The 21,629-nt window shown below is 72.7% G+C and carries 15 protein-coding genes; 5 read left to right on the top strand and 10 right to left on the bottom strand.

Features of this window, described 5'->3' with window-relative positions:
• Positions 1–21 precede the first annotated feature (21 nt).
• The 6 genes from dnaE to ACIA8L_RS18045 form a co-directional block, all read right to left on the bottom strand.
• Complete coding sequence (gene dnaE, locus ACIA8L_RS18070; protein WP_395905674.1) at positions 22–3,561, bottom strand: DNA polymerase III subunit alpha; 3,540 nt, start codon at positions 3,559–3,561, stop codon at positions 22–24.
• A gap of 169 nt (positions 3,562–3,730) precedes the next feature.
• On the bottom strand, positions 3,731–5,899 hold the full coding sequence (locus ACIA8L_RS18065; protein WP_395905672.1) for a hypothetical protein: 2,169 nt from the start codon (positions 5,897–5,899) through the stop codon (positions 3,731–3,733).
• A complete protein-coding gene (locus ACIA8L_RS18060) occupies positions 5,896–7,269 on the bottom strand; it encodes a VWA domain-containing protein (protein WP_395905670.1) in 1,374 nt (457 codons plus the stop codon). The genes ACIA8L_RS18065 and ACIA8L_RS18060 overlap by 4 nt, the downstream gene beginning before the upstream one ends.
• Complete coding sequence (locus ACIA8L_RS18055) at positions 7,266–9,554, bottom strand: DUF5682 family protein (RefSeq protein ID WP_395905668.1); 2,289 nt, start codon at positions 9,552–9,554, stop codon at positions 7,266–7,268. Before ACIA8L_RS18055 ends, ACIA8L_RS18060 begins: the two co-directional genes overlap by 4 nt.
• Positions 9,555–9,562: 8 nt before the next feature.
• The gene (locus ACIA8L_RS18050; protein WP_395905666.1) at positions 9,563–10,678 is read right to left on the bottom strand and encodes an AAA family ATPase; all 1,116 of its coding nucleotides are present in this window, start codon (positions 10,676–10,678) and stop codon (positions 9,563–9,565) included.
• Positions 10,675–14,037 carry a DUF4132 domain-containing protein gene (locus tag ACIA8L_RS18045; protein WP_395905664.1) on the bottom strand — a complete coding sequence of 1,121 codons (3,363 nt, stop codon included), beginning with the start codon at positions 14,035–14,037 and terminating at the stop codon, positions 10,675–10,677. Before ACIA8L_RS18045 ends, ACIA8L_RS18050 begins: the two co-directional genes overlap by 4 nt.
• Positions 14,038–14,247: 210 nt before the next feature.
• On the opposite strand from ACIA8L_RS18045, the gene ACIA8L_RS18040 reads away from it, so the two are divergent.
• A complete protein-coding gene (locus tag ACIA8L_RS18040) occupies positions 14,248–14,589 on the top strand; it encodes an MmcQ/YjbR family DNA-binding protein (protein ID WP_395905662.1) in 342 nt (113 codons plus the stop codon).
• Positions 14,590–14,956: 367 nt separating this feature from the next.
• Here ACIA8L_RS18040 and ACIA8L_RS18035 read toward each other — a convergent pair whose 3' ends face one another.
• Entirely contained in the window at positions 14,957–15,079 is a 123-nt protein-coding gene (locus ACIA8L_RS18035) for a hypothetical protein (protein WP_395905660.1), read from the bottom strand.
• Positions 15,080–15,083: 4 nt separating this feature from the next.
• Positions 15,084–15,218 (bottom strand): hypothetical protein, encoded by a 135-nt coding sequence (locus ACIA8L_RS18030; protein WP_395905659.1) that lies wholly within the window; start codon positions 15,216–15,218, stop codon positions 15,084–15,086.
• Positions 15,219–15,319: 101 nt separating this feature from the next.
• On the opposite strand from ACIA8L_RS18030, the gene ACIA8L_RS18025 reads away from it, so the two are divergent.
• Entirely contained in the window at positions 15,320–17,632 is a 2,313-nt protein-coding gene (locus ACIA8L_RS18025) for a BTAD domain-containing putative transcriptional regulator (protein WP_395905657.1), read from the top strand.
• Positions 17,633–17,798: 166 nt separating this feature from the next.
• On the opposite strand, the gene ACIA8L_RS18020 is transcribed toward ACIA8L_RS18025, so the two are convergent.
• Positions 17,799–18,107 carry a hypothetical protein gene (locus tag ACIA8L_RS18020; RefSeq protein WP_395905655.1) on the bottom strand — a complete coding sequence of 103 codons (309 nt, stop codon included), beginning with the start codon at positions 18,105–18,107 and terminating at the stop codon, positions 17,799–17,801.
• Between the two features lie 30 nt (positions 18,108–18,137).
• Between ACIA8L_RS18020 and ACIA8L_RS18015 the strand changes: the two genes are divergently transcribed.
• Both ACIA8L_RS18015 and ACIA8L_RS18010 read left to right on the top strand, forming a co-directional pair.
• Positions 18,138–18,758: a TetR/AcrR family transcriptional regulator gene (locus ACIA8L_RS18015; RefSeq protein WP_395905653.1), complete on the top strand. Its 621-nt coding sequence runs from the start codon at positions 18,138–18,140 to the stop codon at positions 18,756–18,758.
• Positions 18,759–18,834: 76 nt separating this feature from the next.
• Positions 18,835–19,377, top strand: coding sequence for an RNA 2'-phosphotransferase (locus tag ACIA8L_RS18010; protein WP_395906322.1), 543 nt, complete (start codon positions 18,835–18,837; stop codon positions 19,375–19,377).
• On the opposite strand, the gene ACIA8L_RS18005 is transcribed toward ACIA8L_RS18010, so the two are convergent.
• Positions 19,364–19,771, bottom strand: a complete 408-nt coding sequence (locus tag ACIA8L_RS18005; RefSeq protein ID WP_395905651.1) for a hypothetical protein — start codon at positions 19,769–19,771, stop codon at positions 19,364–19,366. The two genes, ACIA8L_RS18010 and ACIA8L_RS18005, sit on opposite strands and share 14 nt — an antisense overlap.
• Before the next feature lie 113 nt (positions 19,772–19,884).
• Here ACIA8L_RS18005 and ACIA8L_RS18000 point away from each other — a divergent pair, with 113 nt between their 5' ends.
• The gene (locus ACIA8L_RS18000; RefSeq protein WP_395905649.1) at positions 19,885–21,627 is read left to right on the top strand and encodes a DEAD/DEAH box helicase; all 1,743 of its coding nucleotides are present in this window, start codon (positions 19,885–19,887) and stop codon (positions 21,625–21,627) included.
• Positions 21,628–21,629: the final 2 nt, after the last annotated feature.

Genomic DNA, 21,629 nt, shown 5'->3' with positions numbered 1-21,629 from the left:
CGAGGTTACCCCGCCCGGCGCTCAGCTGAAGCTGTTGGGCCCGAGCAGCGCCTTCAGGTCGCCCTTCAGGGCCGTCGTGTTGTTCACGTGATACGGGCCGAGGCGCAGCAGCGTCACCTTCGAGCCGTTCATCAGCTTGACGTGGACCTCGGCCTTGCCCGGATGGTTGACCAGGATCTCCTTGAGCCGGTCGACCAGCGGCGGCGTGCAGCGAGTGGCGGGCAGGGACAGGACGACCGGCCGGTTCTCGTCGGCGGTGCTGACGTCCGGGATCGACAGGTCCATCGCCATCAGGCGCGGGGTCTCGTCGCGGCGGTCGACGCGGCCCTTGACGACGACGATCGCGTCCTCGGCGATGTACTGCCCGACCAGCTCGTAGGTGTTGGGGAAGAACAGCGCCTCGACCGCGCCGCCGAGGTCCTCCAGAGAGGCGGAGGCCCACGGCTTGCCCTGCTTGGTGATGCGCCGCTGCACACCGGTGAGCATCCCGGCGAGGGTCACGACGGTACCGTCGGCGATCGCTCCTTCTTCCGACAGCCGGCTGATCTCGGTGTCGGCCGCCTTGGACAGCACCGACTCCAGGCCGAACAGCGGGTGGTCGGACACGTAGAGGCCGAGCATCTCCCGCTCGAACGTGAGCAGCTCGCGCTTGTCCCACTCGATGTCGGGGATCGGCACCGCCATCGCCGTGCCGCCGCCGGTGGACGTGTCGTCGCCGCCGAGCAGGTCGCCGAAGAGGTCGAACTGCCCGATGGCCTCGTTCTTCTTGAGGTCGGCATAGTTGTCGATGGCGTCCGCGTGGATAGCCAGCAGGCCGCGCCGCGGGTGCTTCATCGAGTCGAACGAGCCCGCCTTGATCAGGGATTCAATCGTCTTCTTGTTGCAGGCGACCGCGTCGACCTTGGACAGGAAGTCGTCGAAGTCCTTGTACGGGCCGTTCGCGGTCTGCCGGCACCGGACGATCGCGTCGACGACGTTGTGCCCGACGTTGCGCACCGCGGCCAGGCCGAACCGGATGTTGGTGCCGACCGGGGCGAAGGGGCCGATGGACTCGTTGACGTCGGGCGGGAGGACCTCGATGCCCATGCGCCGGCACTCGGCCAGGTACATCGCCATCTTGTCCTTGTCGTCGCCGACGCTCGTGAGCAGGCCGGCCATGTACTCGGCCGGGTAGTTGGCCTTGAGGTACGCGGTCCAGTAGGAGACCAGGCCGTAACCGGCGGTGTGGGCCTTGTTGAAGGCGTAGTCGGCGAACGGGACGAGGACGTCCCAGAGGGCCTTGATGGCCTCGTCGCTGTAGCCGTTGCCGCGCATGCCGTCGCGGAACGGGATGTACTCCTTCTCCAGGACCTCTTTCTTCTTCTTGCCCATGGCCCGGCGCAGCAGGTCGGCCTGGCCGAGCGTGTATCCGGCCAGCTTCTGCGCGGCCCGCTGCACCTGCTCCTGGTAGACGATCAGGCCGTAGGTGGGGCCGAGGATCTCCTTGAGCGGCTCCTCCAGCTCCGGGTGGATCGGGATGATGTCCTGCTGGCCGTTCTTGCGCAGGGCGTAGTTCGTGTGCGAGTTGGCACCCATCGGGCCGGGCCGGTAGAGGGCCAGCACCGCGGAGATGTCCTCGAAGTTGTCGGGCTTCATCAGCCGCAGCAGCGAGCGCATCGGGCCGCCGTCGAGCTGGAACACGCCGAGGGTGTCGCCCCGGGACAGCAGCTCGTAGGCGGGCTTGTCGTCCAGTTCGAGGGAGAGCAGGTCGAGGTCGACGCCGCGGCGTTTGATGTTCTTCAGCGCGTCATCGATGATCGTCAGGTTGCGCAGGCCCAGGAAGTCCATCTTCAGCAGGCCGAGCGTCTCGCAGGTCGGGTAGTCGAACTGCGTGATGATGGCCCCGTCGGCGTCGCGGCGCATGAGCGGCACGTGGTCGATGAGCGGCTCGGCGGACATGATGACGCCGGCGGCGTGCACACCGGTCTGGCGGATCAGGCCCTCGAGGCCCTTCGCGGTCTCGACGACCTTCTTGACGTCGGGGTCGCTGTCGTACAGGGCGCGGAACTCGACGGCCTCGGAGTATCGCGGATGGTTGGGGTCGAAGATCCCGGACAGCGGGATGTCCTTGCCCATCACCGCGGGCGGCATCGCCTTCGTGATCTTGTCGCCGACCGCGAACGGGTAGCCCAGGACCCGGGCCGAGTCCTTGATCGCGGCCTTGGCCTTGATCGTGCCGAACGTGGCGATCTGCGCGACCCGGTCGTCGCCCCACTTCTCCGTCACATACCGGATGACGTCGCCGCGCCGGCGCTCGTCGAAGTCGATGTCGATATCGGGCATCGACACACGGTCCGGGTTGAGGAACCGCTCGAAGATCAGGCCGTGCGGGAGCGGATCGAGGTCGGTGATACCCATGGCGTATGCGACCAGGCTCCCGGCCGCCGAACCACGCCCCGGACCGACCGCGATACCCTCGTTCTTGGCCCACATGATGAAGTCGGAGACGACCAGGAAGTAGGCCGGGAAGCCCATCGACAGGATGATGTCGGTCTCATAGTCGGCCTGCTTCTGGTGTACCTCGTCCACCCCGCCCGGGAACCGCCGAGCCATGCCGCGGGCGACCTCGGCCCGGAAGAACGACTCCTCGGTGTGCCCCTCGGGCACCGGGAACCGCGGCATCAGGTTGTGGAACTGGAACATGCCGTCGGTGTCGACCTTCTCGGCCACCAGCAGCGTGTTCTTGCAGCCGGCCTGCCACAGCTCGGACGTGTCGACGGCCCGCATCTCGTCGGCCGACTTGAGGTAGTAGCCCGACCCGCCGAACCGGAACCGGTTGGGGTCGTTGATGTTCGCCGCCGTCTGCACGCACAGCAGCACGTCGTGGGCCTCGGCCTGGGCCTGGTGCGTGTAATGCGAGTCGTTGGTGACGACGGGCGGGATGTTGAGCCGCTTCGAGATCTCGGTCAGGCCCTCGCGGACCCGCCGCTCGATGTCCAGCCCGTGGTCCATGACCTCCAGGAAGTAGTGCTCCTTGCCGAAGATCTCCTGGTACTTCGCGGCCGCCTTCAACGCCTCGTCGAACTGGTCGAGCCGCAGCCGGGTCTGCACCTCCCCCGACGGGCAGCCGGTCGTGGCCATCAGGCCCTCGGCGTGCTCGGCGATGATCTCGGCGTCCATCCGCGGCCACTTCACGAAGTGCCCCTCGATCGACGCCCGCGAGTTCAGCCGGAAGAGGTTGTGCAGCCCCGTCTTGTTCCGCGCCCAGATGGTCTTGTGCGTATAGCCACCGGAGCCGGACACGTCGTCGTTCTTCTGGTCCGGCCGCCCCCACTTGACGCGCTGCTTGTGCAGCCGCGACTCCGGCGCCACGTACGCCTCGACCCCGAGGATCGGCGTGACGCCCGCCCCTTTGGCCTGCTTGTAGAAGTCGTAGGCACCGTGCATGTTGCCGTGGTCGGTGATCGCCACGGCCGGCATGCCGAGCCGGTTCGCCTCCGCGAACATCTCCTTGAGGCGCGCGGCCCCGTCGAGCATGGAGTACTCGGTGTGCACGTGGAGATGCACGAACGAGTCGGCCATGCTCAACCCCCCGGGGCTCGGTCTGACAGGTCCGGCCGTGAACCTACCGCCTCGCGGGCCTCGCTGAGAACTCTCGCCGCCTGTGTCGCCGATCCAATTCGCACATGGCATGACGCGGCTACGTTCAGTCGATGACCTGGCGTTTCGCGGCGGCCCTATCGGGTTCTGGCTACTGCATCTCGGCCATCACTGTCAGCCGAACGTGGGCGTCCACCCACACGTCCACGAGGGCCCTATCCGGTTCTGGCCCGAGGCGGTCCGCGAGCCCCACGACCGACGCGGCCGCTTGATACAGCCCCACCTTCGTCAGCCCGTCACCGACGGCACGCAGCCGGTCACCGAAGCTCGGCGGCAGATGCCGAAGCCCCCGATGTGGTACCTCCGCCACGACCCCGATCGCATGATCGAGCGCGGCCCGGAGCGCGTCCCGCCCGTCGCTCCAGTGCGGCCCGAGCTCCCCGCCGCCCGCCTCGGCCAGGTCCGGCACCACGACCCGCTCCCCGACGACGATGGCGAGGGGTTCGATCTCGATCCCGCCCCCGGCCCGCCGGACGACGCCGCTGACGAACGCCGGCCCCTCACCGAGCCCATTGCCGGGCCCGTTGCCGAGCGCGGCGGCGATCGCGTCGAGGCGGCCGGGCGCGGCGGCGGTGTGCGTCGCGGTCAACGTGGCCGCATTGCCCCGCGCGTCGGTGAGGACGGCGTCGATGCGCTGGGCGCCCGGCGAGTACGACACCTCCCGCACCTCCCCGACGGCGAGGACCCGGACCAGCTCGGCCTCGACCCGGGCCCGGACGACCCGCGGCGGAAGCCGGTCGAGCTCCGCGGCGAGCGCGGCGAGGTCGCGGACCAGCAGCGCGTCCGGGAGCCGGTCCCAGGCCCCGCGCGACGCGGTCACCGTGGTCTGCGCGACCCGGCTCGTCGTCAGCCGGACCGCCCGGCTGGCGCTGCGCACCGCGGACTCCGTCACCAGGTTGCCCGCCGCGAGCTGCCCGACGCTGACCCCGGCCAGCCGCCGCCGCCCGACCTGCGCCCCGGTCTCGGCCCCGGCCCACGCCCGGCGCAGCACGAGCACGGTCGCACTGTCGGCGTGCGCGAGGTACACCGCGGCCACCCGCCGCTCATCCCCCGCCGCCGCGCTCCCGGCCGCCACGACCCGGCACCCGAGCCCGTCGAGCCGCGCCCGCCGCAGCGGCGTCTCGGCCGCCTCCTCGCTGCCGAGGACCCGCGCCCGCGCCCCGCCGCCGAGCCCCCGTGCGGCCCGCGCCCGCGCGTGGAGCTCCCCGACGAGCGCCGCGAGCTGCTCCGGGTCGTACCCGCTCCCCCGCCCCCGGTACGCCTCCAGCTGCCCGGCCAGCTCCTCCACCGCCAGCAGCGGCCAGCGCAGCCCGTCCTTGTCGAGCCGCCGCCGCACGTCGGCGAGCCCACCCACGATCCCGCCGCCGAGGTGTACGGCCCCACTGAGCAGCACCTCGCTCGCCAGCTCAACGGCCGCCGCCAGCCCGTCGCCCGCCTGCTCGGCTTTGCGCCGTCTTGCCCGGTGCTGCCTCTCCGGCTGCTGCGGCTCTCCCTGGTCCTGTCCTTCTCCGCGCTGTCCTTCCCGGTGCTGGTCTCGCTGGTCCTGTTGTTCACGGTCTTGTTTTTCGCGGTCCTGGTTCTCTTGGTTCTGGTTTTCGCAGTTCTGGTTCTCGGGGTTCTGTTTTATCGGGTTCTCGCCCACGTCGACCTGGAGGTCGGGCTGCTCCGGGTCCTGCTCGTCGGCGACCCGGAACGCCCACACGGCGAGCGCGATCACGTCGTCGCGGCTCCCGGCGACGGCGTCGGTGTGGACGAACCCGAGGTCGTGCGGCACCAGGAACCGCACGGTCGCCGAGCCGAGGTCGACGCGCGGTGCGGCCTCGGCCCCGCCCGGCCGGTACACCCGCGCCGTGTAGCCGGCCCGGCGCGCCCGCCGGGCCGTGGCCAGCATCCGGGCTCCGATCCGCGCGGCCAGCTGCTCGTCGGTGAACTCGCCGGGTGACCAGGCCTCGGCTCGATCGTCCGGCTCGGTCTCCCCCGGCCCCACCGCGGATCGCGCCTGGGCCTGATATCCGAGGACCAACCCCAGCACGTGCCGGCACACGCCCACCGCGCCGCACGTGCACGCCGCCCTCTCCAGGCCACCCTTCGGCAGCACCGGCGCGGCCCCGTCGGCGAACGTGCCCCGCAGCGTCCCGTCCGCGTCCTCGGCCACCACCGGCGGCGCGGCCTCGACCTCACGGGCGGCCCGCTTCACCAGCCCCCGATTGGTCAACGCAGCCAGCGCGTCCGGGGTGAGCGCGAGCACGTCGGCTCTCATCGCCCCACCTGCTCGGCCACGAAGTTCGCCAGCTCGCCCGGTGTCATCGCCCCGACGGCCGCGCCGACGTCGGCGAGCCGCTGGGCCATCACCGGGTCGTACGCGGGGTCCGCGGCCTCATCCAGCGCGGCCAGGCACAGCACCTTCGAACCCTGCTCGACGAGCGCTTTCACCTGGTGCACGAGCAGGTTCGGGTCGCCGCCCTCGTAGAAGTCACTGATGATCGCCACGATGGTCCGGCGGGGCTGCTCGATCAGCTGGGTGCCGTATGTGACGGCGCGGGCGATGTCAGTACCCCCGCCAAGTTGCACTTTCATGAGAATCTCGACCGGGTCGTCGATGTCGTCGGTCAGGTCGGCGACGGCGGTGTCGAAGGTGACCAGGTGCGTTTTCACGCCCGGCAGTCCCCACAGGCACGCGGCCGTCACCGCGGCGTGGATGACGGAGCCGGCCATCGACCCGGACTGGTCGACGAGCAGGATCAGCTGCCACCGTTCGACGTGCCGGCGGGTCCGCGAGAAGAAGTACGCCTGCTCGACGTACACCTTGCGCTCCTCCGCCCGGTAGTGGCCGAGGTTGGCGCGGATCGTGCGGCGCACGTCGAAGTCGCGGGCCAGCTTGAACCGGCTCGGCGTCCGCGACCGCACCCCCGTGAACGCCCGCCGCACCTCCGTCGCCAGCCGCTCCAGGAGCTGGCGCACGACCGCTTCGACGATCCGACGGGCCTGCCGCAGTACCTCCGGATGCATGAGATGTTTGGTGCGCAGCACCGCCCGCAGCAGCGTCTCGTTGGGCTCGATCCGGGCCAGCACGGCCGGATCGGTCACCACATCATGGATCTCGTACCGCTCCACGGCATCCCGTTCGAGCCGCTCGATGGTCTCCTTCGGGAACAGCTTCGTGATCTGGTCCAGCCAGTCCACGGTCGTCACGATCGACGGCCCGTCCCCGCCGTGCCGCCCGCTCGGCCGCCGCACCCCCCGCCGCTCGAGCTCCTCGTCCCGCCCGTACAACCACTCCAGCGCCGCGTCCTGCCCCGCCCCGACGCTGTCCAGCACCCCACCGCCGGGCACCCCACCGTGCCCGGCCGCCGCGCCACCCGCCCCGAACGCCCCGTCCGCCGCCGCCCCGAGCACCAGCCGCCACCGCTGCAGCCCCGCCTCCGCCTCGAGCGGGCCCGACCGAGCACCCACGCCATCCGGCTGAGTGGCCACTCCCTCGGCCGCGTCGTTGTCGGCAACCGGCCCGTCCGGCGCGCGCCGGCCCGCCGGAGCACCAGACGCGGCCGTGTCGGCCACAGCGGCCGAAGGGGGAGCGACGGGCACGGCGGGCTGGGCGAGCGCGGCGGGCGGGATCGGTTCGGGGGTCATGGGAGGAGTCCTTGGCGGGCGAGGGCGGTGTCGACGCGGGCCTCCAGCGCGGCCGCGCGGGCCAGCAGCCGCGGATCGGCCGCCGGGCTGCGCAGCAGGGCCCGCCCCGAACCCGGCCGGCCGCGACGCTCCAGGACATGCCCGGCGATGGTTTCCCGTTCCCGCGGCGGGAAGTACGCGAACGCCTGCCGCAGCGCCGGCAACGCGATCAGGAAGTCGTCCGGCCCGAGCCCGGCCACGATGTCGTCGAGCAGGTCGAGCACCCCGTCGGCGTGCAATACCTCCTCGCGGGCGACCGCGAACACGCCCGCCAGCCAGTCCCCGAGCGCGACCGGCCCGCCCGCGCCCCGCACCGCCCGCAGCGGATCGCCCTGCACCCCGAGCGCCCACCCGAACCCGAACGCCGCACCCCGCAGATCGGGTGGCGCGTCGGCCGCCCCCGCGACCCGGGCCATCGTGTCCACCGCCGCCGCCCGGTCGACGCCGGGCCCGCCGTGCCGCGCCGTGTCCCGCAGCGCGACGATCGCGTCGATGCGGGCCGGGTCCGCGGGCAGGGTGGCGCCCCGGGCCCCTTCCGCAAGCCAGAGGACCCGGTCGTGGGAGGCGACGATGACCGTGGACAGGGCCGCGGACCCGGCGGTGCCGAGGAGCCGGTCGTGCCGCCACAGCGCCAGCAGTACCCCGAGCAGCCGCCCCAGCTCCCCCAGGTCCTGCGCCGCCGCGATACCGAGCCGCAGGTCCCGCAGCACCCGATCGGACAGCTGCGTCGTCCCGCACAGCGCCGCGTCGAACAGCGCCCCGGCGAGGGTCCCCACGTTGCCGCCCGCATCGGCGACCCGTTCGGCGATCCGGGCCCCGGCCGCCTGTTCGAGCGTCGCACCGTATGCCCCGGCCTCGATCAGTGCCGGCAGCCGGTGCTCGTGCTCGGCCACCGTCCACTGCTCGTCGAGCACCGGATCGATTCCGGTCGCCGGCCCGCGCCGCCGCACGAACCCGGGGATCGCCAGCACCCGCAGCTGATGCAGCATCCGGCTGCGCCGCAGCCCGTCCGCGCTCATCAGGGCCACCGCGACAGTGCCGTTGGCGGCGAGGCCCTCCCGCTCGATCGCGGCCGTCACGTCGTGCACGAGCGGCGGCAGCGGCGTGCCGGGGTGCAGCCGCCCGACCCGATCCCCGCTGAGCGCCGCCACCATCTCCACGACCACGGGGTGCGTGCCGGCCCGCAGCCGGCCCCGGGTCGCCCACGGCAGCGGCTCGTCGAGCGCGTCCTGCACCAGCGCCGCCGCGAGCCCGTCGAGGATGTCGGTCCTCGCCGGGGACCGGTGCCCGCGCACCATGGCGAGCCCGGCCGCGGACGCCCTCGCGGCGATGAGGTCCGCGGTGGAGGCCCGCTGCCGCTTGGCCCGCAGCCGTTCGACGACGGCGGCGACGAGGCCCTCGGCCGCCCGGTCCGGCCCCGACTCCCACAGCCGCTGGTAGTACTCCGGTGACGGCATCCCCGACTGGTATCCGGCGAAGGCGTCGAGCCGCCGGAACGAGTAGGGCACCAGGTAGCTCCCGCCGACCGCCCCAGCCGGCAGCATCGGTGTCTCCGGCCAGCTCCCGCCGCCGGCCGCGCCTTCGCCGCCGGCCTGGCGCACCGTTTCGCTCGCGGCCAGCCGGATCAGCGCCGGCCGGTGGAAGCCGCCGGTGACCACGACGACGGGCCGCTCACCGGCGTCGCGGACCGCGGCCCGCACCCACCGCGCCATGTACTCCTCGCGGGCCCGGTCCCCGTCGCTCGCCTCGGATTCGCCGCGCAGCAGGTCGAAGTAGGCCGCGAGCCGCTCCTCGATGCCGGCCGCGGGCTCGATCTCGAACAGGTGGTCCCACAGCGCGTCCACGTTGTCGACCGCGAACGCCGTGCACAGCCGGTCGATCGCCTCGGCGTAGCGCTCCTCGGCGTCGGAGTATCGGTTCTCGCGCCCGACCAGTGCCTCGTGCCACGCCGGCAGGTCGATGAAGCGGACGTCGGCCCCGGCGTCGCGGCCCGCGTTGAGCGCGACCCACTCCGGGGAGTACTCGCAGAACGGCGCCCACGACCCGGCGTGCCGCTCGTCGTCGCGGTAGCTGCTGAACACCGCGACCGGCAGGTCATGGCCGAGCAGCAGCTCGCCGATGCGGTCGTTCATGTCCGCGGGCCCCTCGATGAGCACGAACGCGGGCCGCAGGGCGGCGATCGTGTCGCCGACCAGGCGGGCGCAGGCGGGGCTGTGATGGCGTACCCCGATGAACGTCGCCGGCATCGCGCACCTCAGCCCGGCAGCTGGTGCCGGGCGGCGTGCAAGGCCCGCCACTGCTCACCGGGGCGCCAGCTCACCTGCTGCTCGAGGTATCGCCGCAGCTTCGCCAGATCCTCCGGGCTGTCCTTGGCGGCCGTGCCGGCGAGGCACGACACCAGGTCGGCCGCGGTCCCCGGCTCGCCGCGCAGGAACCACCCGCGCAGCCCCACCGCGTGCGCGACCGACACCGCCTCGGCCGTGCTCATCACCGCCGTCAGCCGGTCCATCGCGTCGCCCCGCGAGGTGCGCCCGGTCCGCAGCTCCCGGAACGTGGTGACCAGCACCTCGAGGACGTCCCGCCGCGGCGGCGCGGTCACCCCGGAGCGCCGCAGCAGCGCACCCGCCTCGGCCTCGACGAGCGCGAGCTCGGTCTGCAGGTCGGGGATCGGGAACACGGTCTCGAAGTTGAACCGGCGCTTGAGGGCGGCGCTCATCTCGTTGACGCCACGGTCGCGGGTGTTGGCGGTGGCGATGACGTTGAACCCGTCCCGGGCGAACACCATCGCATCCGGCCCGGTCAGCTCCGGGATGGCGAGGACCCGGTCGGACAGCGGCGACAGCAGACTGTCCTGGACCTCGAGCGGGCAGCGGGTGATCTCCTCGAACCGCACCGTGCGCCCCTCGGCCATGCCCCGCAGCAGCGGCGCCCGCACCAGGGACCGGGTCGACGGCCCTTCGGCGACGAGCAGGGCATAGTTCCAGCTGTACTTGATCTGGTCCTCGGTCGTCGCAGCGCCGCCCTGGATGGTCAGCGTCGACACGCCGCTCACGGCCGCGGCGAGCAGCTCCGACAGCAGCGACTTGGCGGTGCCGGGCTCGCCGACCAGCATCAGCCCGCGGCTCGTGGCCAGGGAGACCAGCGCCCGGTCGATGAGCGACGGGTCGCCGACGAACTTGCGGCTGATCCCGGCGCCCGGGTCGCCGACGACGAACCGCCGCGCCGCGGTGAGGCTGAGCACCCACCCCGGCGGCCGCGCCCCGTCGTCGGCCGCGGCCAGCTTCCGCAGCTCGTCCGCGTAGCGCACCTCGGCCGGCGGCCGCTGCACCGACTCGGCCCCGTCGACCTCCACCACTTCTATCCCGCTCATGCCGTCACCTCCGCCAGGTCTCGCAGGATCTCCGACGCCGTCACCGGATCGAGCGTGCTGAAGGGCTTGCCGCGCCGCCGGTCCCAGCTGAAACTGCCCGCGGGCAGGATGAACGCGGTGCCGAGTGTCTGGTGCTCGAACTCGGTGACGAGCCCGACGATGATCCCCGGGTCCAGGTCGAGCATCAGCACGTCGCCGCCGGGCAGGTCACGCTCCATCGCCGGCTGGACCCCGGCGTCCTGCGGCGCCGCCCGCCGCCAGCCGCGCCGCTCCAGGCCGAGGACCTTCGTCGTCGGCACCTTCACCCCGGCCGGCCGGGTCAGTTCGGTCGCCGTCAGCTCCGCCGCGGTCAGCGCCTGCGCGTCGCGGGACAGCTGCTCGAACGGCTGCAGGATCTCGTAGTCGGCGAACACCTCGGCCCAGGCCGCGAGGTCGGCCCCGAGCTGCAGCGGATGCGCGACGCCGATCAGCGCCCCGGCCGGGATCGCCGCGGGCTCGTCGTCGGCTCCGGCGAGCGTGCGGTCCTCGGCCATCCGCAGGCTCACCAGCGGCACGTCCGCGGCCCCGGTGCCGCCGTCCGCGAATGCCGCCCAGACCAGGCGCCGGGCCACGTGCCAGACGAGTGGGTGCTCGACGATGAACCGCCGGAACTCCTCGGGCGTCCATCGCCGCTGCCACACCATCGCCCGCTCGAACCGGCGGATCTGGTCGGCCGCGACCGTCCGCACGTCCTTCTTGAGCCCGGCGAACCGGGCCGCGGCGGCCGGGGCGAGCTCCGGGTCGTCCTTCGCCCCAGGCTTCGGCAGGTCCTTGCGCCGCTTCCCGTCCTCGTCCGCCACATACGGCTTGAGCTGCTCGTCGAAGCCCACCACGAACCGGCGCGGCCCGTAGTCGAGCACGAGCGTCCCGTCCGCCTCCAGGCCGAAGTCGGGCACGAGGCGGTCCGCGAGCTGCTCGGGCGCCAGCCCGAGGGCGTCGGCGACCTCGGCGATCTTCTCCTGCGCCTTCTCCTTCAGGCCGCGGAACTTCACCTTCTCCGCGATGCCGTGCAGGTGCATCAGCGCCACGTCGCTGCCGATCTCGGCCAGCACGTCCAGCCCGGCGACGGCCCGCGCGTGCCCGCCCTCGCCCGGCCAGGCCCGGATCAGCGGGGCCAGCCGCCGCACGGTGTCGTCGTCGCCGAGGAACCCGAGCGCGTCGAGGACCCACGACTCCTTCGACGGGAACCCGGCGACCTGCCACCGCTGGAACAGCGACCACGCGAACTCGGCGAGGGAGCCGGCCGTGCACGTCTCCGTGACGACCGCCAGCCCCGCATACGGCTCCCCGAGCCGCGACATCGCCAGGATGGTCAGGACCGAGCCGACCGCCGGCTCCGGCAGGCTTCCGGCGCCGCCGGCGAGCTCGATCGGCGCCAGCAGCGCCGGGTCGGCCCAGTCCGGCACCACCGGCATCTTCGCCGGCAGCAGCCGCACCGGGTCGGCGTCCAGCAGCGCCGCGATCCCGGCGGCCGGCTCCGGCCCGTACCACCGGGCCGCGGCCCGGATCACGTCGGCATGCCCTTCACCCGCGAGGAAGTACAGCGCCCGCTCCGCGTATCGCCGCGCCGCCCCGGCCTTGCCCAGCGCCACCGGGACCAGCCCGCGCGCGGCCGCCTCAGGGTGCCGCCGCAGCCACGCCGCCGCCGTCGGCCGCACCGACTTGAGCCGCCCGAACCACTCCGCCATCAGCGGCGCGACCGGCGCACCAGTGACCGGCTGCAGGGCCTGCGCGACGGCTCCCGCCGCGGACGAGGCCCCGGCGAGCGCGACCGGCACCGCGAGCAGCCCGTAGCGCGCCACGAGCGCCGGCAGCCAGTGCTCGGCGTTGTAGAACTCCTTCGGCTGCCAGTGTTCCAGCAGTGGTACTGCCAACGCCTCGGGCGCGGCCTCGAAGAACCCGATCTCCTCGTAGGTGCGCCCACGCCCGGCGCGGATCTCCTGTGCGAGCTTGTCGAAGTCGCGGCGGCCGTATGACCGGTACCCCTGACGGGACTTGAGCCACGCCTCCCGCTCGCCCTCGGCCCAGCGCACCTCGAGAGGGTCTGTGCACTCCAGCCCGGCGACGACGATGGGCTTGCGAGGTTTGCCACCGGCGGTCCACGGCGGCGCGGCCAGCAGCGCCGGCACCGCCTCGGCCGGGGCCTCACGCACCGCGTCGAGCCGCGCCGTGATCGCCTGCACCCGCCGGGCCGCGGCCTCCGGGAGCGTCGCCACCACCTCGTCGGCCTCGGCCCGATGCCGGATCACCTGCGTGCGGAGCAGCTCGCCGAGCACTACAGCGCGGGTCCCGGAGCCGGACGCCGTCGCGAGGAGACGGATGGCCCGGCGCGGGAAGCGATCCGCCGCCTCACCGAGTGCGAGGGAGCCCGCTTTGGAATCCGACCGTTCGAGAAGCGCGAGAAAAGCCGGATCCGAGGGTACCGCCGCCATCACCGACAACAGCAGACGCACTCCGTCGCCCCAAGCCGCGTTGGACGACAGCAGCTCCAGGAACACGTCGAGACCGTCGGCGCCGAGCCCTTCGGCGACGGTGTAGAGATAGTCGGACGAGCTCGTGAGGTAATTGGGCACGTAGCCGGTGAACAGCGCACGGAGACCCGCGGGCCGGGTGATGCAGGTGGTGAGCAGCAGCTCCAGCCACTCATGCCCCTGGCGCCCCACAACGGCTCCCACGTCCTGGTTGACCCAGGCCTCCTCGGTCGGCGCGAGGAAGCTGGCGACGACCGCCTGATGCAGAGCCGGTTTCGCCGCCCGCAGCTCACCGAGGGCCGCGATCGCCGCCGCATAGTCCTCTTCCGGCGCCGCCGCGGTCGCGACCCGCAGCCGGTGCAGCAGCAGCGACACGCCGTCGCCCTGGAGGTGCTGCGGGGGCCGATCGGGGCCGAACCGCGTGATCGGCGCCGGGACCACGTCGCCGTAACGCTGCTCCTGCCGGCTGGTGCAGCGCAGGTCGGCCAGCTCCACGGCCGCGCTGACCGCGAACGCCAGCCCGCGGGTGCGGACCCACTCGTCGGCGATGGCCCTACTGGTTTTGGCGTCGGTGTGCTGCTGCGGCCCGACCACGAACACGGCCACGGCGGCGGCGCCGAGCGGGGTGCTGCCGGGATCGCCGCCGAGGTGGGCCAGTCCGGCCGCGGAGACGTCGGGCGGAGTCTTCGCGTGGGTGAGCGTCGCCCGGAGGCCGGCGTCGGCCTGGACGGCCGCGGCCACGACCTTCGCGGCGCCCGGCTCCGGCACGTAGGGAACGGGCCGCCCGCCCCGGCGCGGCAGGAGATGCCGCTGCCACTCGGCCGGTGTGACGTACTGGTCCTCGGTCATCGCGCTGTCGTCCCCTCGTGATCGGTCCCGACGGGCGACAGACTAGCGAGCCCCACCGACATTTTTTCGCGACGAGGCCCGCGAGCTGCGGGGATGCGGATTCGGCCGGGAAAGATCGACAAACTCGGCAAATGGGGAAAATCGGTTCCCAGGAAAAGTGTCGCAGGGTCCTGTTACACCAGAGTCATGGGATTGCGGACCGTACGCGGGGTGAGCGTCGACGAGGCGCTCCGGATGGTTCTCCTGCTGCCCGAGGTCGACCAGCGCCAGCACGGCAAGGACATCGGGTTCCGGGTGCGGGACAAGGCTTTCGCGTACCTCTGCGCGCCGGACTTGACCATGCTCGTGAAGGCGTCGCGGGAGGATACGGCGGCGCTGGTCGAGGACGACCCGCGGGCGTACAAGAAGGCGCGCGCGTCGGGGCGGATCGGGTGGGTCCAGGTGCGGCTGCGCAAGGCGCACGAGGACGAGCTGGGCGACCTGATCACCGAGGCGTGGCGGATGACGGCGCCGCCGCTGATCGTGGCGCGGGCCGATCTGCCGCTCTGCTGATCTGGCGCCGCTCTGCTCGCGTGGCGCTGCTCGCGTGGCGCTGCTCGGCCCGCCTGGCGCCGCTCGGCTCGCCCGGCGCTGCTCTGCTCGCGTGGCGCTGCTCTGCTCGCGTGGCGCCGCTCGGCCCGCCTGGCGCCGCTCGGCTCGCCCGGCGCTGCTCTGCTCGCGTGGCGCTGCTCTGCTCGCGTGGCGCTGCTCGGCCCGCCTGGCGTTGCTCGGCCCGCCTGGCGCCGCTCTGCTGATTTGCCGCGCCTGCTGAAGCATTGTCCCGGAGTGGGCGCCGAAATTCGTCCTCGGATTCGTGAACCGAATCGGGCACTCGATCCGATGAGGGAATGACGGGCCGGAATCAGGCGGCGGCAAGGCTTCAGGCGAAGGCGGACACGATGGTGGTGATCAGACCGACGGCCAGCGCGGCGACCATGGCGGCGGCCAGGACGATGCGCCAGGTGAGACGGACGCCGGGTGCGCCGGAATCAGGCGGCGGCAAGGCTTCAGGCGAAGGCGGACACGATGATGGTGATCAGACCGGCGGCCAGCGCGGCGACCATGGCGGCGGCCAGAACGATGCGCCAGGTGAGACGGACGCCGGGTGCGGTCGGGGCGGCGTGCGCGGCGATGTGCTTCATCTGCGCAGGGAAGCACCACGGGCTGACGTCGGGCTTTGGGATAACTGAAGTGCACCAGGGGGAGCGCTCATATCCACTGGGCGGCGGCCGATGGCGGCGGCGTGGACGTTCGGGTGCTCGGCAGTATCGAGATCATCGACCCCGCCGATGCGGGTGGGCGGCGGCTGACCGGGGACGACCTGCCCCGGCGGGCCCGGCAGGTGCTGGGCGTGCTCGCGGCCCGGCACGACCGGGTGCAGTCCAAGGACGCGCTCGCGGACGCGGTGTGGGGCGAGGACCTGCCGGGCAACCACGCGGCGGCACTGGAGCACTACGTGTCCGTGCTGCGCCGGGCCCTGCAGCCGGGGGTGCCGACATCGAGGTCGTTCCTCGTGACACGGGCGGGTGGCTACGTGTTCGCCACCGACCGGGCGCGGCTGGACCTGGCCGAGCTGCGGGCAGCGGCGCGGGTGGCCGAGGACGAGCCGGGGCGGGCGGACGTCCGCGAGCAGATCGTGAGGCTCACACGGGACCTGCCGTTCACCGAGGATGAGTACGCCGACTGGGCGCTGCCGGTCCGGGCCGAGGTGAAGGCCGTGCTCGTCGGGGCGCTGCTCGACCTGGCCGAGCAGGCCGTCGACGGCGATCCGGGGCGGGCGCTGCGGTTGGGGCGGGAGGCGGTCGAGCTCGAGCCGTTCGCCGAGCGCGGATACCGGGTGGCCATGCGCGCTTCGGCGGGGCAGGGGCGGAAGGAGGAGGTGCTGCGGTGGTACGAGTTGTGCCTGCGCGCCCTCACCGACCAGCTCGGCATCACGCCCGCCGGCGCGACCACGGCGCTGCGGGATGCGCTGCTCGCCTCGCTGGAGGGCGGGCCGCCGGCGTTCGATCGGCGGCGCGGGGATCGGCGGAAGGCTGTCCGCGACCCGCAGACACCGGCGGCGACGGCTTCCACGGCGCAAGCTCCGGCCGCACCGACATCCGCAGGGCAAGCTCCGGCCGCACAGGATCCCGCGGCGCAGAGTCCCACGGCGCAAGCTCCGGCCGCACTGACATCCGCAGGCCAGGCTCCGGCCGCACAGGATCCCGCGCCGCAGGGTCCGGCCGCACTGACATCCGCAGGACAGGGCCCGGCCGCACAGGGTCCCGCGACGCAGAGTCCCGCGGCACAAGCTCCGGCCGCACCGACATCCACAGGACAGGGCCCGGCCGCACAGGGTCCCGCGACGCAGGCTTCCACGGCGCAAGCTCCGGCCGCACTGACATCCGCAGGACAGGGCCCGGCCGCACAGGATCGCGCGGCGCAGGGTTTCGCCGTGCGGGGTTTCGCGGCGCGGGGTTCAGCTGCGTACGCCGGTGCGGTGCGGGATGCCGCGGTTCGGGATCTGGTGGACGGGGCGGCGGGAGAGGACGCGGGGGGAGAGTCGGCTGGGGGACAGTTGGCGGCGGGGCAGAAACCGAACCTGGTGGTCGTCCGGGACGTGGCAGAGAGCATGGCCACCGTTACCGAGCTGAACCGTCCGGTCGTCGCTGCGGCGGGCGCGCCGGGTGGGGAGAGTGCGTTCGTCGGGCGGGGGGCGGAGCTCGAGGCGCTCGCGTACGGGCCGGGGGTCGTGCACGTCGCGGGGCCGGCCGGGGCTGGGAAGTCGGCGCTGCTGGGGCGGTTGCGGGAGTTGTACGCAGGCGAGGTCGGGGTCGGGCGAGGGCCGGGGCCGGGTGGGGCGTTGCGGCTGGGGTGGCTGCGTACGGTGCTGCATCAGCTCGGGGTGCCGGCCGATGATGTGCTCGACGCGGCCATGCGGGAGCGGCGGCATCTGCTGCCCGGTGAGCTCGACGGGATCGCGGAGCGGCTGCGGCCGGGGCGGGACGGGGTGCGGCCCGTTGTCGCCATCGACGACGCCGAGCATCTTGACGCCGACTCGGTGGCCGAGCTGCGGTGGTTGCAGGAGCGGGGGGTTCGGGTCGCTGTGTCGTACCGGTATCCGTCCGCGATCGCGGCCCGGCCGTTGGGGGCGCTGGATGCCGGGCTCGTCCTGCGGCTCGGGCCGCTCTCGGCGGGTGAGCTTCCGGGTGAACTGCTCGAGGCCAGTGGCGGGGTTCCGGCCTTGGTGACCGCCGCGCGGGAGCTCTCGCCCGAACTGGCGCAGGAGGTGGCCATGCATCTGGCTCGGCAGCGTACGCGGTGGATGCCGCCCGCGGCCTGGGAGATCCTTCGGCTGACGGGTGCGCTCGGGTCGTTGCGGGTCGAGCAGGTCGCCGCGGCCGGGGGGCTGGAGCTCGATGACGTGCTCGGGGCCGTCGACCAGTTGGTGCATGCGCATCTGCTGGTCGAGGGGCCGGGCGGGCATGTCCGGCATCGCAGTGAGCTGGTGCGGGCGGCGGTCGCGGCTCAGGTCTCGGCGGCGCGCGGACAGCACCTGCGGGCTCGCCTCGCCTAGACCGGCTACGAGCGGGCTGTGCGTTTGCCCCAGGGGTTTTCGTCGCGCCAAGTTCGGGGCCGGGCGGGCATGTCCGGCATCGCAGTGAACTGGTGCGGGCGGCGGTCGCGGCCCAGGTCTCGGCGGCGCGCGGACAGCACCTGCGGGCTCGCCTCGCCTAGACCGGCTACGAGCGGGCTGTGCGTTTGCCCCAAGGGTTTTCGTCGCGCCAGGTTCGGGTGTGGATCAAGGCGACCACAAGTAGGCCGGCCGCGGCTGAGAGCCAGGCGGGGGCCGGGTGGGCCTGGACGTTGGCGAATGACCAGGCCGTGCCGGCGATGATGAAGGCCAGTAGGCCAACCAGGACGTTCACGTACGGGCGGTCAGGGAACGGGGACGGGTTGCGGCCCTCGCCGAGGCTGCCCTGCACGTAGTACGGCAGGCCGTTGCCGGCGAAGAAGCCCGCCACCAGGGCCAGGAGGACGGTGATGAACAAGGCGGACCTCCGGAACGTACAATCGGACTCGTGACTCCGATTGAACGATACGGAGTGGAAACTCCGGAAGTCAACAAGCCGTTGCGGGCTGATGCCCGGCGGAATCGGGCCCGGGTGCTCGCAGCGGCCGAGGCGGTGTTCGCGGCTGAGGGGGTTGGGGCGTCGACCGAGGCGGTGGCCAAGCGGGCGGGAGTCGGCATCGGGACCGTCTTCCGGCATTTTCCGACCAAGGAGGCGCTGCTCGAGGCCGTGCTCGTCGAGCGGATGCGGGCGCTGGTCGAGCACGCGCGGAGCGCCTCGCAGGACGGGGATGCGGGGGTGGCGCTGTTCGGGTTCCTCGAGCATGTGATCGAGCAGAGTGCCACGAAGAACGCGTTCGCCGATGCGCTGTCGGGGGCCGGCGTGGATGTCACGCAGGTGGTGGGGGACGTGCGCGGGGAGTTGCTGGCGGCCATCGACGTGCTCGCCTCGCGGGCTCAGGCGGCCGGGGCCCTGCGGCGTGACGTCGGGGCGGCTGAGGTGATCGCCGTGCTGGTCGGGGCCTCGCATGCGGCCATGTGGGCGCCGGATGCCAAGACCCGGTCGACCGCCGTCGGGGTCATCCTCGACGGGCTGCGGCCGGGCGGGCCGCGAAAGGACGGACTCCGGTAAGACCGGGCGGCGGCAACACGGGGCCGCGGAAAATGGGGTGACCGGGGCGCGGTCAGGGCGCACAATCGGGGTCGATATGGAACATGCACAGTTAGTCAAGATCAGTAAGCGGATGTCGAAAGCACTCCGCCATGAGCCTGCGCGGGTCGGGCTTGTGCTCGACTCGGGTGGATGGGTGCCGGTCGCTGAGTTTCTCGCCGCGATGCGGATCGATCGGGCCACGCTCGACGAGGTCGTCGCCGGGAACGACAAGCAGCGGTTCGCGGTCGCGGTGGGCGTGGACGGGGTCGAGCGCATCCGGGCCAACCAGGGGCACTCGGTGCCGGTTGAGCTGGGGCTCGCCGAGGCCGCACCGCCAGAGCTCCTGTTTCACGGTACCGCCGCCGCGTCCTTGTCTTCGATCCGAGCCACGGGCATCAACCGGGGCGGGCGCCACCACGTGCACCTGTCCCCCGACACCGGGACCGCCCGGCGTGTCGGCGCTCGACGCGGAGGCGCGACCGTGATCCTCACCGTGCTCGCGGGTGAGATGGCCCGCGGTGGGCACACATTCTACCGGTCGGACAACGGGGTGTGGCTCACCGACGAGGTGCCCCCCGAGTTCATCAAGAACGGTTGAGCAGGCGCTGCAGCAGCTCGGCCAGGGGCATCGACTCGCCGTCGCGCGCGCCCTCGCCCACGATGAGCCGGGGCGGGGCCGGGCTCGGGTCGGCCCCCGTGATCAGGGCTTTCGCCGATGAGGGGACGAGCAGCGAGTAGTACTCGCCCTCGTCGGAGATCGCGATCGTGCGGGCCGGGTTCAGGTACCATCCACGCAGCGGGGTCCGGTATGACCGCCCGCTGTAGGAGCGCGCCCGCAGCGACTCCGGCGCGAGACCGGCCTCGTGCGCGGCCTTGATGAAGTCGGCGATCAGCTCCTGCGCCTGGGCGGCCTCGGCCTCGCGGCGCCGGTTGAGCTCGGCCCCGTGATGGGCCACCGCCCGAGCCCTCTGGTCGTGCCAGTCGTCGCTCACGTTCGAAACTGTAACCGGTCACAGATCACACTCAGCGACCGCGCCACGGGGTACCTCCGAGGCGTTTGGGATGCTAGTAGCGCCGCCTGCATTGCCCGAGTGAGGAGCACCCCGTGACCGCCAGCTTCGATGATGGGGACGTGACCGGCTTCGGCGAGCTCGGGTTGCGCGACGAACTCCTGAAAGCCCTGGCCGGCCTGGGGTATGAGGAGCCGACGCCGATCCAGCGCGAGGCCATCCCACCCATGCTCGAGGGCCGGGATCTGCTCGGCCAGGCAGCAACCGGTACCGGAAAAACCGCTGCTTTCGCTTTGCCGCTCTTGCAACGACTCCCCGCACCAGGGGGTGAAAACCCGTCCGCGCTGGTGCTCGTCCCCACCAGAGAACTCGCGGTGCAGGTTTCCGAGGCGATTCATCGGTACGGTCGCGACCTGGGCGTCCGCGTCCTGCCGATCTACGGCGGGCAGCCCATCGGCCGCCAGCTGCGCTCGCTGGAGTTCGGCGTCGACGTCGTCGTCGCCACCCCCGGCCGGGCCCTCGACCACCTGGGCCGGGGCACGCTGCGCCTGCACGACCTGCACATCGTGGTCCTCGACGAGGCCGACGAGATGCTCGACATGGGCTTCGCCGAGGACATCGAGGCGATCCTGGCCGCGACCCCCGAGGACCGCCAGACCGTCCTGTTCTCCGCGACCATGCCGCCCCGCATCGACGGCCTGGCCAGCAGCCACCTCAACGACCCGGTCCGCATCCAGATCGGCCGCACGCCCACCCCCGCCGGTGAGGCGCCCCTGGTCCGTCAGATGGCTTATGTGGTACCGCGCGCACACAAACCGGCCGCCCTCGGACGCGTCCTGGACGTCGAGGCGCCGGGCGCGGCGATCGTCTTCTGCCGCACCCGTGACGAGGTCGACCAGCTCACCGAGACGTTGAACGGCCGGGGGTACCGGGCCGAGGCCCTGCACGGCGGCATGGGTCAGGAACAGCGCGACCGGGTCATGGCCCGCCTGCGCAACGGCACCGCCGACCTGCTCGTCGCCACCGACGTCGCCGCCCGCGGCCTGGACGTCGAGCACCTCACCCACGTGGTGAACTACGACGTCCCCTCGGCCCCGGAGTCATACGTGCACCGCATCGGCCGCGTCGGCCGGGCCGGCCGCGAAGGTGTCGCCATCACCCTGGCCGAGCCTCGCGAACACCGCATGCTCAAGACCATCGAGCGCGTCACCAAGCAGCGCATCATCATCGAGAAGGTCCCGTCCGTCGCCGACCTGCGCGCCCGCCGCATGGAGCTCACCCGCGCGAAGCTCCACGAGATCCTGGTGGCCGAGGACGGCACGGAACGCTTCCGCGCCATTGTCGAGTCCCTCGGCGACGAGTTCGACCCGATGGAGATCGCCCTGGCCGCGGTCAAGTTCGCGCACGAGGCGACCGCCGTCGGCGAGAACGACGAGGAGGAGATCCCCGACGTCACCCTCCGCCAGCCCCGCGACCGCGACGACCGCCAGGGCCAGGGCGGCCCCAACCCGAACCGCCGCGTGGCCGTCCGCGACGCCGATGGCCGCGGCCGGGGCCGTGACACGGGCGGCGCCCGCCGCGCCCCCACCGGCGGCATGACCCGCCTGTTCGTCGGCGCGGGCCGCGCCGCCGGCATCCGCCCCCAGGACCTGGTCGGCGCCATCACGGGCGAGTCGTCACTGACCGGCCGCGACATCGGCGCCATCGAGATCGCCGACCGGTTCGCCCTGGTCGAGGTCCCGGACGGCGCCGTCGACGAGGTCATCGACACCCTGCGCCGCACCACCCTGAAAGGCCGCCGCCCAGTGGTCCGCCGCGAACGCCACCAGACCGCGTAGCA

It is taken from the genome of Dactylosporangium sp. NPDC051541 (assembly GCF_044454505.1).
Classification (GTDB): Bacteria; Actinomycetota; Actinomycetes; order Mycobacteriales; family Micromonosporaceae; genus Dactylosporangium.
Note: the sequence above shows the minus strand (reverse complement) of the source record. Positions and strands in the feature narration are given on the sequence as shown.